This window comes from Actinosynnema sp. ALI-1.44 (genome assembly GCF_001984155.1).
Lineage (GTDB): Bacteria > Actinomycetota > Actinomycetes > Mycobacteriales > Pseudonocardiaceae > Kibdelosporangium.
In genome coordinates, this window is sequence record NZ_MTQO01000052.1 from 14917 (window position 1) to 27515 (window position 12599).

Genomic DNA, 12599 nt, shown 5'->3' on the forward strand with positions numbered 1-12599 from the left:
GGCATCACAGGTCCAGCACGATTCGACCGTTGCCCCGTGACACGCAGATCGCCATCTTCTCGCGCCGTTCGTCGTCGGTCAGCACGCGGTCGTGGTGCACCACCTCGCCACCGGCCACTTTCAGGGTGCACGTGCCGCAGAAACCCTGCCTGCACGAGTAGCCGACGCCGGGCACGGCCTCCCTGATGACGTCGAGCGCGGACCGGTCCGCCGGGACCTCCAGCACAGTCCCGCGACGGCTCAGCTCGATCTCGAACGGACGGCCGCCGACGATCGGCGGCGGGGAGAACCGCTCGAAGTGCAGTCCGGTCCGCCGGTCGACGCGGACACCGGCGATCATCTTCGGCGGACCGCAGCAGTAGACGTGCGTGCTGGGCAGCGCCCACGTCAGCAACTCCTTGCCGCTCACGGGAACGCCGTACTCCTCGTCCGGCCGGATCCACACCCGCGCCGGGTCGAGGTCCGCGATCTCGTCGAGAAACGGCATCGACTCCCTGGTTCGTCCACAGTAGACCAGGTGCCAGTCCTTGTCCCGCACGGCCTTGACCATCGGCAGGATCGGCGTGATCCCGATGCCGCCCGCGATGAACAGGTACCTCGGCACCTGGATGAACGGGAACGCGTTGCGCGGGCCCCGGACCGTGACGACGTCGCCTTCGCCGAGAGCGTGCACCTCCCGGGAACCCGAGCCCAGCTTGCGCACGGCGATCCGGTAGGTCGACCTGTCGTCGGGATCGCCGCACAGCGAGTACTGACGCCGGGTTCCCGACGGCAGGATCAGGTCAAGGTGGCACCCGGGCTGCCACGCGGGCAGCGGCGACCAGTCCGGCGCGGACAGCGTCACGCTGACGACGTCCTCGGCCTCGGGGGTGACCTTGCGCACGACCACGGTCGTGCTCAGGCTGACGACCGGCTTCGGCGGCGGCTCCTCGCCACCCGCGAGCTTTCTCGTGACGGCTTCGAAAGCGTCGACGGCACGCGCGGCGAAGGCCCACATCCGGTCCTTCGACCGTCTGCCGTACAGGTCAGGCGGGGCACTCATTGCTCGGCCGCCAGCGCGGCGGGCGAACTGGCCAGGTACGCGACGGCCTGGCTCGTGGAGCCCTCCTGCGACGGGTGGTAGCCCGGCTTGAAGTACCGGAGGATGGAGGCCACCAGGTACGGCACGGTCGGCAGGAGCCCCTTGCGACCGGCCCGCACCAGGTCACGCCACCGCGCCTTGCCCTTGCACCGCGGGTCGACGGTCATCAGGTAGCGCACGCCGCGGATCCACAGCCAGACCAGTGCGGGGAAGCCGATCGCCATGGCCGCGACCCGGTTGACGAAGCCGCCGTCGACGTGCGCGAACAGGTCGTAGGCCACGGCGCGGTGCTCGACTTCCTCGGCGCCGTGCCAGCGCAGCAGGTCCAGCATCGTCGCGTCCGCCCCGGCCTCGTCGAGCTTGGGCGAGTTGAGCACCCAGTGCCCGAGGAACGCCGTCATGTGCTCCACCGCGGCGATCACCGCCAGCCTCGCCACCAGCCAGCGCCTGCCGCCGTCCGGCCGGTCGAGTCGTTCGCGGAAGAACCATTCGAGTTGCCGGACGTACGGCGCCGGGTCGATGCCGTGCTGGAGGAGGTGGTCCTGCGCGCCCTGGTGCGCGGAAGCGTGCATCGCCTCCTGGCCGATGAAGCCGACGACGTCCTCGCGGAGGCGCTCGTCGGTGATCAGCGGCAGCGCCTCCTTGAAGACCTCGACGAACCAGCGCTCGCCTTCCGGCAGCAGCAGGTGCATCACGTTGAACATGTGCGTGGCGAACGGCTCGCCCGGAATCCAGTGCGCGGGCAGCGCGGCCCAGTCGAACCGCACGTCACGCGGCCTGAGCGCGAGGTTTTCCGGTTCCATCGTGACCTCCAGACCGAGCTCGCCAATGAGACTGGATGTCATGATAGACAGATCGTCAACAAGCGTGGAAGAGCTTCTACAACGCCGTGACGAGAGCCGCCAGCTCGCGCCACTCACGCAGCGGGAGCTCACCCGGCGTGGCCGTCATGACCTGCAGGCACACGTGGTCCGCGCCCGCATCGAAGTGGTCACGCACGCGCTGGGCGATCACGTCGAGGTCGCCGCCCGCGATCACCGCGTCGAGCAGCCTGTCACTGCCGCCGTCGGCGAAGTCGCCGTCGCCGAAGCCAAGGCGGCGCAGGTTGTTCAGCTGATGCGGAGCCAGCATGTACGGGCCGATATGGGCGCGCTGGACCTCACGCACGCGATCGGCGTCCGTCTCAAGAACCACCCCTTGCTCGACCGCCAGGTAGGCCTCGGCTCCCATGCGTTGCCTGGCCATCTCGGTATGCGACACCGGCACGAAGTAGGTATGCGCACCCCAGGTCCGCTCCGCCGCCAGGTCCAGCATCTTCGGCCCCAACGCCGCCAGCACCCGGCGAGGACGGACGGCCGCCACCCCGCTCAACGGGACCTCGTCGAGTTCGTCGAGGTAGTCACGCACTCCCGACACGGGCTTGCCGCTGAAGGGGATGCGATAGCCGCCCAGCGACAGCGGCGGCCCCGGCACCCGGTGACCCCCGAGCCCCAGCACGAACCGGCCGGGGTGCTGCTCCCCCAGCGACCGCTCCGCGGCCGCCATCGCCATCGGATGGCGCACGTACATGTTGGCGATACCGCTTGCCACCACGATGCGTTTCGTGGCGTCGAGCAGCAGAGCGCCCTGGGATATCGCGTCCCGGCCGAACGCCTCGCCGTACCAGAGTGCGCCGTAGCCCAGCTCGTCGAGTTCCCCCGCCGCGGCACGGACCGCCGCGGCCGGATGGGCGTCCAACGCCATCGTCCAGATTCCAAGCTTGCCCAGGTCGTGCTGGGTTTCAGTCACCGCGTACTCCCAATAAGGTGAGGATGCCTCCGGTTGTGCCGACCTTACGGAGGCTGCCTCCGTTTGGCAAATGTGATTGAGTAGGGCGAATGCGAGCAGATGCGCGCCGGAACTACGAACGACTCCTCGCGGAAGCCGAAGAGTCCTTCCGCACACGCGGCATCGACGCGTCGCTTGAGGACATCGCACGCAACGCGGGCGTCGGCATCGGGACCCTCTACCGGCACTTCCCCACCCGGGAAGCACTGCTGGAGGCCCTGCTGCACGACAGGTTCGCGGCACTGGACGAACTCAGCGCCGGACTGCTCGACGCCGAATCGCCGCGCGCGGCCCTGATCGAGTGGCTCAGGGAGTTCGTGAAGTCGTCGAACCGGTACCAGGGCCTGCCCGCGTCCGTGGTGGCGACGTTGCGCAACGAGCAGTCCCGCCTGTACGCGTCCTGCCACGCCATGCGGGAGGCGGGCGGACGCCTCCTGGCACGAGCCCAACAGGCCGGAACCGTCCGCGCGGACCTCGAGCCCGACGAACTCCTGCTGCTGACCGCGTCCATCTCGTGGGCGAACGAACACGGCCCGGACAACGTGGACAGGTTCATAACTCTGCTGGTCGAAGGCATCAACCCCTGAAACTGTCGTACCCACTCGGTACGGTCGGCCCAAGGAACCAACGAGATCCACAGAGGACGACAATGACAAGCACGGACCTGCTCGTCGACGCGTTCGGCCGAGTGCGCGAGGAGGTGCACGCGGCGCTGGACGGGCTGACCCCGGACGACCTCGCCCACCGCGTGAACGACAAGGCGAACTCGATCGGGTGGCTGATCTGGCACCTGACCCGCGTCCAGGACGACCACATCGCCGACGCGGCGGGCACCGCCCAGGTGTGGATCGAGGAAGGCTGGGCCGAGCGCCTCGGCCTGCCGCTGGCGGAGACCGACACCGGCTACGGCCACACGGCCGATCAAGTGGCGAAAGTCCGGTCCACGGCGGACCTCCTGGCCGGTTACCACGACGCCACCCACGAGCAGACCGTCGGCTACCTCGAAACACTGACCGACGAGGACCACGCCCGAGTCGTCGACACCGCGTGGGATCCGCCGGTCACGCTGGCCGTGCGGCTGATCAGCGTGATCTCCGACGACCTCCAGCACGTCGGCCAGGCCGCGTTCCTGCGTGGACTGCTGGGCCGTTAGCCGAACACGGCCGCCAGTTCGTCCCGCCCGCGGACGCCGAGCTTCCGGTAGATCGCCTTGAAGTGGTCGTTGACGGTGTGCGCGGACAGTTCCAGCCTGCGGGCGATCTGCTTCATGGGCAACCCGGCCAAGGCGTGGCCGATGACCGTCTCCTCCCGCCGCGTGACGTCGAACCACCTCGACACGACCGGCAGCCGCTCGTCGACCGACGCGGCCCGCAAAGTGATCACAGCCCCGCCGTCGGGAAGGATCTCGGTGTGACAGCAGGCCCACCCCGCTGAGGTCGGCTGGCGGTTCGAAGCGTGCCCGCCCATCAGGCGGGCGACGGCGATCTCGCTCAACGCCCACCCGGACCGGACTTCCGGATCCGTCGCGACATCGGCGTACAGCAATTCCATCCACCGGTAGGCGCTGGGCGAGCAGACGGTGATCTCGTCGCGCGCGTCGACCACCACCACCCCTGGCGGCAGCGGAGCCCGCAGTGCGCCGATCGGCTGTCCCATGACGAACCGTTGCAACGCCCCACCCAAAGCCCCGGTCATCGCCCGGGCCGCGGCGATGTCGCCCGCGCTGAACGGCGCGCGGCCGGACTCGCGAACCATGATCAGGAAGCCGGATGTCCGGCGCCCCTGCTTCAAGGCGACGCGCAACTCCGCGCCGATGCCGTCGTCGGCCAACGTGCGCAACCGATTCCGCTGCCCCGGAGCGGCGTCCTGGCCGCCGACAGCGCTGACCACCTTGGACCGCACGAACAAACTGACAAGGCTGTGCTCGTCGCGGCTGTCGCTCTCGTTGGACAACCATTTCCGGTACGTGCCGGGGCGGTAGCCGTCCCGACCGGTGTAGAGGCTGATCGCGTGGTCGACCGGATCCGTCGCGACGAGCATGTACCCGTCGTGGCGGATGTGTTTGCCGACGGCAGCGGTCACGATCTCCCCCAGATCGGCGATCGACTCCGCGTCAGGGTCGAGTCCCCCGAGCTCGCGCATGACTCGATCGTATGTGCGGTCAATCCCTTGTTGCAGGGATGGTTCCCGCCCCACGCGCCCGTGACACTCAGTCAGTGCGCGAAGGGGATCCGATGCTGCGAATCTTGTTGGCCGACCGCGATCCGGTCATGCGGACAGGCCTGGCCGTGCTCGTCACGCAAGCGGGCATGACCGTTGCCGGGCAGGTCAACGGCTCGTCGGAGCTGGTCCACGCGGCTCTCACGTGTTGTCCGGACGTCGTGGTCGGCGAGTTCGACGGGCTCGCCGCCGTCGAGCAGGTCGCCAGGGCCGTGCCTGGCGCCGCGCTGCTGATGTTCACAACCCGTGACGACGACGAATCCGTGCGCGCCGCGGTCAACGCGGGAGTGCGCGGATATCTGCACAAAAGTGCCTCCCCGACGAGCGTGGTGCGCGCCATCGAGTCGGTGGCCGCGGGTGAAGCGGTTCTCGGGCCGCGGATCGCGGCGCGGTTGCCCGCGTTGGCGTCGGTCGTCGTGGGAGAACCCGACGACGGGCTGACCGACCGGCAACAGGACATCCTGCGGCTGCTCGGCGAAGGCTGCGGCAACGCCGTGATCGCGGCACGCCTGGGCATCGCCGCGAAGACCGTCGGCAACCAGATCCCTTTGATACTGGCCAAGCTGGGAGTACCGGACCGGGCCGCGGCGATCGACTACGCGCGCCGCAAGCGACCACCCACACACCTCATGGCGGCCTGTTGAAGCCGGTTGTCCGAACAGGACAATCAGGACGGCGCCCGCGGACGCAGGCCGTCGAGGATGAACCCCAGCACCCGCCGGGAAGCCTGGTCGTCGACGGTGATGGTCGCCTGCACAGCCGCCGACAGCAGTGTCATGTCCCGCGCCTCGAAGTCGGCACGCAGCTCACCGGCCTGCTTGGCGCGGCGCACGAGCTTGTCCAGGTGCGCACCCATGACCTTGTGGTTGTCCGCGAACAACTGCGCCAGCCTGGTCGGCGGTGTGCCGCGCGCCCAGCCCAACGACTGGTTGAAGCCGCCCGTGGTCAGCTCCCACAGGCCGCGGTCGGCCGCCAGGTCACGGATGGACCGCTCGAAGAACCGCACGAACCCCGACCAGACGTCGTCGGCCTCGCTGGCATCACGGGCGAGTTCCGTGGCGCGCACGAGCGGCCCGCGGTAGACCTCGTAGATCAGCTCGTCCTTGTTGGCGAACCGCCGGTAGACCGTGCCCACGCCGACGCCCGCGTGCCCGGCCACGTCGGCGAGCGTCGCGTCGAGCCCACGGCCTGCGAACACTTCGGCCGCGGCGTCGAGCACCCTGCGCAGGTTGGTCTCGGCGTCCCGGCGCATCCGATCGCTTGACGGCACCCGGTCACCGTACCCGCATTCACGTCCCGCTGACCGGCACAGCGGTGCTGTCTCACGGAATGATGTCCCACTCGAGAACCTCACCGTCGACCACCTTGGGGCGGTAGTGCTTGAGCACGACGCCACCGGTCTCCAGCGAAGTCGCCGTCATCTCCAGCAGCTCGGTCAACGTGCGCGGATACGTGTCGAAGCGCATCTCCGACTCCTCGGAGTGGTCACCGAGCCAGCCGTCGCGCCCCGGTCGTTGGTCGAGCAGCAGGTTGCCGCCGCCGCCATCGTGCGCGAACGGCACAACCTGGCCGTGCCACCACCAACCGACGCTCTCGTCGTGTCCGCTCTTGCTCAGCACGTCGCACATCATCTTGGCTTCCTCGCCGATGTACCTCGTCGACAGCAGCCGGTAGAACGGCGGCAACGCGAAGCCCGCTCGCATGTCCGTGCCCGCACCGTCGTGCCGCCGCAGGAACGCGACCAGTTCGGCGGGGAAGGGCACACCGATCTGCCGCTGCGTCTCGGCGATCAGCCCGGGGTCGGCGGGCGGGGCGAGCGTCGCGGCGGTCGCGGGCGCGTTGGCCGCGAGCCACTTCTCGATCCGCTCCCACGCCCTGTTCATCCGGCCGGTCACCCGCTGGGGCACTTTCACCAGTTCCTTCGGCCCCTGCCCGATCCGGCATCCCGAGTCGACGGTCAGCGTCGGCCGCGGAGGTGGCGGCGGGGGCGTTGTCGTCTTCCTGGTGGTGCTCGTCGCCGAGACCCGTGGGCCCGCACCAGGTTCGGTGTTGGACGCCAGCAACACCGTCACCACGCCGACCGTCACGACAGCGACGACGATGCCGACAACCGCGAGAACCTGCCCCCTGTGTGGTTTCACGGCGACGCACTATTCCACGGATCCCGCGCGGCCGTGAGAGTGTGATCGGTGTGGACGAAACGACCGTCGAAGCCGGACCGCTGGTCACGGCGAGCTCGGTGAGGTTCCGGCTGCCTGACACCGGCCCTGTCCTCGCCGGGGTCAGGCTGCTGCCCGCCCTGTCGCTGCCCGGCGCGGCACTGGAGTTCACGCACGCGGACGGCTGCTGGACGCTGCCGCTGAACCGCCCGCCGGTCTGGCGGATGGAATACCGCCTGCAGTTGCGGCACCGCGACGGCCGGGTCGAGGAGATCTGCGACCCCGGCAACGAACTGCGCGCGCCCGGAGCGTTCGGCGACAAGTCCGTTGTCCAGTTCCCGGACTACGCCGCCCCGCGTTGGCTCGACACGCCCCCGGCAGGTGAGGTCGTCGACCTGGACGTCCCGGGGATCAAGGCCCAGCTGTGGTCGCCCGGCGAGGGCCCGATGCCGTTGCTGGTGGCCAACGACGGCCCGGAGTACGACCGGCTCGCCGGGTTGACGCGGTTCGCCGCCTGGTTCGACATCCCGCACCGGGTCGCGTTGCTCCAGCCGGGTGATCGTGATGACGAGTACTCCGGCAATCCGGAGTACGTCCGCACCCTCGCGCGTGACCTGCTGCCCGCGATCCGAAACCGCGTCCCGGTGGAGAAACCCGTGGTCGGGATGGGCGCGAGCCTCGGCGGGCTGGCCATGCTGCACGCGCACCGGCGCAGGCCGAGCCTGTTCGGCGGGTTGTTCCTGCAGTCGGGTTCGTTCTTCGACCGGCGGTTGGATCCGCAGGAGTCGGGGTACAGCCGGTTCGGGCGGATCACCAGGTTCGTCGGCGGTGTCGTACGCGGGACGGGAAAGGGCAGGCCGATCCCGGTGACGATCACGTGCGGTCTCGCCGAGGAGAACCTGGCGAACAACCGCCAGCTGGCCGCGGCCCTGGTGGCGCTGGGATACCCGACAGGACTGGTGGAGGTGCCGGACGCGCACAACTATGTGGGGTGGCGCGACGCGTTCGACCCCGCGCTGGCCGACCTGCTGCGCACGGTGTGGGAGGGATCTTGAGACGTGACCAGGTGGACGTGGCCGGCGGGACGGTGATCGCGTACGGCCACTACGGCAAGCCGTTGCTGGTGTTCCCGTCCGAGCAGGGCCGCGCGTGGGACTGGGAGAGCAACGGGATGATCGACGCGGTCCGGCCGTTGCTCGAGGACGGTCGGGTCAAGCTCTACTGCGTCGACTCCCACGACGGCGCGTCGTGGTCCAATCGGTCGATCCCGTTGGAAGAACGCGCGAGGCACCATGGCACGTACGAGGCGTGGGTCCTTGATCACGTGCTGCCGATGATCCACGCTGACTGTGGTGGACCGCAGGAGGTGACCACGATGGGATGTTCGCTCGGCGCGTTCCACGCGGTCCTCTTCGCCTTGCGCCGCGCCGACTTGTTCCCCCTCGCCATCGGCCTGTCCGGCAACTACGACGCGTCCTCCTGGCACGGCTGGGGTGAGCGCGGCGACGCGACGTACTTCGCCAACCCGGTCGACTTCGTGCCGAACCTGGACGGTGATCACCTGGAGTGGTTGCGGTCCAGGCTGTCGGTACTGCTGGTGGTCGGCCAGGGCCAGTGGGAGGACACGACCGGCTCGCTGCCGTCCACCCGGCACATGGCCAATGTGCTGCGGGACAAGGGCCTGCGCTGCGAACTCGACGTATGGGGGCACGACGTGCCGCACGACTGGCCGTCGTGGCGCGCCCAGGTCGCCCACCACCTGCCCAGGTTCTGCTGAGGAAGAGAGGCCGCGCATGCCGGACAGCACAAAGCACTTGCTCGGACTGCTGCTGGGCACCGAGGAGGACTGGCCGCGCGCGTTCGAGACGCTGGTGGCGCGGCTCGGGCCGGTGCGCGGTCCGTCGGGTGCCGACCACTCGTTGAGCACCGAGCGGATCACCATCGAGCCGTTCGACCTGCGTGCGAAACCGCGTTACGACCTGGTGATCGACCGGCTCGCGTACTGGTACTACGTGCCGCGTGAGTGGTTGAAGAAGGTCGCGCTGATGGACGACGTGTACCTGCTCAACAGCCCGTTCACGTTCCAGTCCATGGAGAAGCACGCCGCCTACTGCGCGATGATGCGGCTGGGGTTGAAAGTTCCGCCGACTTGGCTTGTGCCGTACAAGAATCCGGTCGACCACGCGAAGTACGCCTTCACCGCGGCGAAGTACAACAAGCCGTTCGACCTGGACGCCGTGGCCGACGAGGTCGGTTATCCCCTGTTCATGAAGCCCTACGACGGCGGCGCGTGGCGCGGTGTCTCGCGGATCACCGACCCGAAGGCGCTGCACGAGGCGTACGACTCGTCCGGTGAGATGCTGATGCACCTGCAGGCGTCGGTGGAGGGCTACGACTCGTTCGCCCGGTCGCTGACCATCGGCCCGGAGACCATGGTCATGCGGTTCCAGCCGGAGAAACCGATGCACGAGCGCTACGCCGTGCAGCACGGGTTCCTGTCCGACCAGGCCGGTTCCGAGGTCGTCACGATCTCCCGGCTGATCAACGCGTTCTTCCGGTGGGAGTTCAACTCGTGCGAGAGCCTGGTGGTCGGCCAGGAGATCTACCCGATCGACTACGCCAACGCGTGCCCGGACATCTCGATCACCTCGCTGCACTACTACTTCCCGTGGGCGATCGGCGCGCTGCTGAAGTGGTCGGTGTTCTGCGCGGTGACCGGCCGCAGGCCCCGGCTGGATCTGGACACCCGCAAGTACTTCGAGGTCGCCGACTCCGAGCTGGACTACGGCGCCAAGCTCGCCGAGTACGGCAAGCTGGCCGACAAGTACTTCGACACGGCCGCCTACCACGAGTTCTGCGCGACCTCGTTGCCCAATGTGGACACGATGGTCCGGGACTGGGTGTCGTCGCCCGACTTCGACTCGTTGCTCGTCGACACAGTGCGGGCGACGTATCCACCGGCCGAGCATGATCGGTTCGTCGCGCACTTCCGCGGCCTGATCGGACTCTGGATCCAGGAGGGCTGAGCGATGGGTCAGGAAGTCGAGCGGCGGACCTTCAGCCGCGAGGACAGAACCCGCTACCGGCACAAGGTGCGGCGCTGTCTTGACGCGTTCGCCCGGATGCTGCAGGAGGCCCGGTTCGACTTCGAGCGGCCGATGACCGGGCTGGAGATCGAGCTGAACCTGGTCAACAACCAGACCGAACCGGCGATGCGCAACGAGGAGGTGCTGTCCGCGATCGCCGACCCGGACTTCGTCACCGAACTCGGCCAGTTCAACATCGAGATCAACGTCCAGCCGCGCGAACTGTCCGGCGGCGGCGTCACCGCGTTCGAGAAGCAGGTCCGCGACAGTCTCAACGCGGCGGAGCACAAGGCCCGCACGAAAGGCGCGCACATGGTGACGGTCGGCATCCTGCCGACGTTGCGCGCCACGGACCTCACGCGGGACAGCCTGTCGGCAAACCCGCGCTACGCCCTGCTCAACGACCAGATCTTCACCGCGCGCGGCGAGGACATGCACATCTCGATCGAAGGCACCGAACGCCTCGAGGTCACGTGCGACTCGATCGCGCCGGAGGCCGCGTGCACGAGCACGCAACTGCACCTGCAGGTCAGCCCGGCGCAGTTCTCGGCGTACTGGAACGCCGCGCAGGCCATCGCGGGCGTGCAGCTCGCGCTGGCCGCGAACTCGCCCTACCTGTTCGGGCAACACCTCTGGCAGGAAACCAGGGTGCCGTTGTTCGAGCAGGCGACCGACACCCGGTCCGACGAACTGAAGGCGCAGGGCGTGCGGCCGAGGGTGTGGTTCGGCGAGCGGTGGATCACCTCGGTGTTCGACCTGTTCGAGGAGAACGTCCGGCTGTACCCGGCCCTGCTGCCCATTGTGGACGACGAGGACCCGTTCGAGGAGCTGGAATCCGGAAACATCCCGTCACTGGGTGAACTGCGGTTGCACAACGGGACGATCTACCGCTGGAACCGCCCGGTGTACGACGTCGTCGACGGAACTCCGCACCTGCGGGTGGAGAACCGGGTCCTGCCAGCCGGGCCGACCGTCGTGGACACGCTGGCCAACGCGGCGTTCTACTTCGGTGTGGTCCGGATGCTCGCCGAGGCCGACCGGCCGATCTGGTCACAGATGTCCTTCAGCGCGGCCGAGGAGAACTTCCACCTCGGCGCCCGCCAGGGCATCGAAGCCCAGCTGTACTGGCCGGGCGTCGGCTTCGTGCCCGCCGCGGAACTCGTGCTGCGCCGGTTGCTGCCGTTGGCGTACGAGGGTCTGGATCGCTGGGGTGTGCATCCCGATGAGCGGGACCGGCTGCTCGGCATCATCCAGGACCGCTGCCTGACCGGCCGCAACGGCGCCACCTGGCAGGTCAGCGAGGTCACGCGGATCGAGGAGCGGGACAACACCGACCGCTACACGGCACTGCGCACGATGTTGAACCTCTACATCACCAACATGCACTCCAACACGCCCGTGCACTCGTGGCCGATCGACTGAAGGAAGTCATCCCCGCCGGAACAGCACACGCCCAAGGGCCTTGATGACAACCGAAAAGAGTAGTCCCGCCACGAACGGAAGCACGAAGTGTTTCCTGTCGACGGCAGGCGATGCGGGCCCCCGAACCCCTGGGGCATGAGCCACACGCGGCGGGGCCACGATTGGCCGATGTTCAGCAGCGCGATAAGCCTGGTCAATGATTTCATAGAATCGGCGATCGCGGCGGGTGGGCGCCGTTTTCATTCGCCGCGGTCCCACCTTCTGCCAATAAGTCCGTCCTGGCATCGCCGAAAAAATCTCGCCACACGCGACCGACAGGGTCGCATCATCGACCTCGCCGAGATCGTAGACCGAACGCCAGTAGGAGACAATCAAATTGACGTATGTGAATTGACGTTCAGCCGCAAAGCTGTCGGTGGCGTACTCTCCCCAGCACTCCATGTAGACCGGATCATCCATGGCCGTTCGCAGGAGATCGACATGCAGCCCGCGAAGCGCACTCGCCCGGGTCGCTTTCGCCTCGCGACTCTGAATGATCAACGAGACGACGACACCGATGAGCGCGATAGCCGCGACCAGAGCCGATACCGCGCCATAAGTCTGACCAACATTACTGAGCAGCTGCCAATCCGAATTGGTCCCATATCGTCCGATCAGCCACACAGCAAAAGGAGAGAAGACCACCGCAATGACGGCGAATACCGCCAGAAGTACTACCGGCAGTGTACGACGCCTCTTACCCAGCCCGCCTGTCACCCGCATCCGTCGTACCGCTCGAGCCATTCGCGGATTGTATCAGCCCGC

14 protein-coding genes are annotated in these 12599 nt (G+C 68.0%); 7 read left to right on the forward strand and 7 right to left on the reverse strand.

Annotation, left to right across the window (positions count from 1 at the left end; translation table 11 throughout):
- Positions 1 to 4: 4 nt before the first annotated feature.
- From ALI144C_RS37950 to ALI144C_RS37960, 3 genes are read right to left on the reverse strand one after another with little or no spacing between them, the layout of a single operon-like run.
- Positions 5 to 1042: a PDR/VanB family oxidoreductase gene (locus tag ALI144C_RS37950; RefSeq protein ID WP_076992091.1), complete on the reverse strand. Its 1038-nt coding sequence runs from the start codon at positions 1040 to 1042 to the stop codon at positions 5 to 7.
- Complete coding sequence (locus ALI144C_RS37955; RefSeq protein WP_076992092.1) at positions 1039 to 1926, reverse strand: metal-dependent hydrolase; 888 nt, start codon at positions 1924 to 1926, stop codon at positions 1039 to 1041. Before ALI144C_RS37955 ends, ALI144C_RS37950 begins: the two co-directional genes overlap by 4 nt.
- Before the next feature lie 34 nt (positions 1927 to 1960).
- Positions 1961 to 2869 (reverse strand): TIGR03620 family F420-dependent LLM class oxidoreductase, encoded by a 909-nt coding sequence (locus ALI144C_RS37960; protein ID WP_076992093.1) that lies wholly within the window; start codon positions 2867 to 2869, stop codon positions 1961 to 1963.
- A gap of 89 nt (positions 2870 to 2958) precedes the next feature.
- Between ALI144C_RS37960 and ALI144C_RS37965 the strand changes: the two genes are divergently transcribed.
- Positions 2959 to 3495, forward strand: a complete 537-nt coding sequence (locus ALI144C_RS37965; RefSeq protein ID WP_076992094.1) for a TetR/AcrR family transcriptional regulator — start codon at positions 2959 to 2961, stop codon at positions 3493 to 3495.
- Positions 3496 to 3557: 62 nt separating this feature from the next.
- Complete coding sequence (locus tag ALI144C_RS37970) at positions 3558 to 4061, forward strand: mycothiol transferase (RefSeq protein WP_076992095.1); 504 nt, start codon at positions 3558 to 3560, stop codon at positions 4059 to 4061.
- On the opposite strand, the gene ALI144C_RS37975 is transcribed toward ALI144C_RS37970, so the two are convergent.
- The gene (locus ALI144C_RS37975; protein WP_076992096.1) at positions 4058 to 5050 is read right to left on the reverse strand and encodes a response regulator transcription factor; all 993 of its coding nucleotides are present in this window, start codon (positions 5048 to 5050) and stop codon (positions 4058 to 4060) included. The two genes, ALI144C_RS37970 and ALI144C_RS37975, sit on opposite strands and share 4 nt — an antisense overlap.
- Before the next feature lie 92 nt (positions 5051 to 5142).
- Between ALI144C_RS37975 and ALI144C_RS37980 the strand changes: the two genes are divergently transcribed.
- Positions 5143 to 5772: a LuxR C-terminal-related transcriptional regulator gene (locus tag ALI144C_RS37980; RefSeq protein WP_076992749.1), complete on the forward strand. Its 630-nt coding sequence runs from the start codon at positions 5143 to 5145 to the stop codon at positions 5770 to 5772.
- A gap of 23 nt (positions 5773 to 5795) precedes the next feature.
- On the opposite strand, the gene ALI144C_RS37985 is transcribed toward ALI144C_RS37980, so the two are convergent.
- Both ALI144C_RS37985 and ALI144C_RS37990 read right to left on the reverse strand, forming a co-directional pair.
- Positions 5796 to 6398, reverse strand: a complete 603-nt coding sequence (locus ALI144C_RS37985) for a TetR/AcrR family transcriptional regulator (RefSeq protein ID WP_143231118.1) — start codon at positions 6396 to 6398, stop codon at positions 5796 to 5798.
- Positions 6399 to 6450: 52 nt separating this feature from the next.
- A complete protein-coding gene (locus tag ALI144C_RS37990; protein ID WP_076992098.1) occupies positions 6451 to 7269 on the reverse strand; it encodes an SMI1/KNR4 family protein in 819 nt (272 codons plus the stop codon).
- A gap of 50 nt (positions 7270 to 7319) precedes the next feature.
- On the opposite strand from ALI144C_RS37990, the gene ALI144C_RS37995 reads away from it, so the two are divergent.
- The 4 genes from ALI144C_RS37995 to ALI144C_RS38010 are packed head-to-tail and all read left to right on the forward strand — an operon-like array spanning position 7320 to position 11795.
- Positions 7320 to 8342: an alpha/beta hydrolase gene (locus ALI144C_RS37995; RefSeq protein ID WP_202819154.1), complete on the forward strand. Its 1023-nt coding sequence runs from the start codon at positions 7320 to 7322 to the stop codon at positions 8340 to 8342.
- Positions 8339 to 9064, forward strand: a complete 726-nt coding sequence (locus ALI144C_RS38000; protein WP_076992751.1) for an esterase family protein — start codon at positions 8339 to 8341, stop codon at positions 9062 to 9064. Before ALI144C_RS37995 ends, ALI144C_RS38000 begins: the two co-directional genes overlap by 4 nt.
- A gap of 16 nt (positions 9065 to 9080) precedes the next feature.
- The gene (locus tag ALI144C_RS38005) at positions 9081 to 10313 is read left to right on the forward strand and encodes an ATP-grasp domain-containing protein (protein WP_076992099.1); all 1233 of its coding nucleotides are present in this window, start codon (positions 9081 to 9083) and stop codon (positions 10311 to 10313) included.
- Between the two features lie 3 nt (positions 10314 to 10316).
- Positions 10317 to 11795: a glutamate-cysteine ligase family protein gene (locus ALI144C_RS38010; protein WP_076992100.1), complete on the forward strand. Its 1479-nt coding sequence runs from the start codon at positions 10317 to 10319 to the stop codon at positions 11793 to 11795.
- Positions 11796 to 11801: 6 nt separating this feature from the next.
- On the opposite strand, the gene ALI144C_RS38015 is transcribed toward ALI144C_RS38010, so the two are convergent.
- Positions 11802 to 12578, reverse strand: a complete 777-nt coding sequence (locus ALI144C_RS38015; RefSeq protein ID WP_143231119.1) for a DUF6082 family protein — start codon at positions 12576 to 12578, stop codon at positions 11802 to 11804.
- Positions 12579 to 12599: the final 21 nt, after the last annotated feature.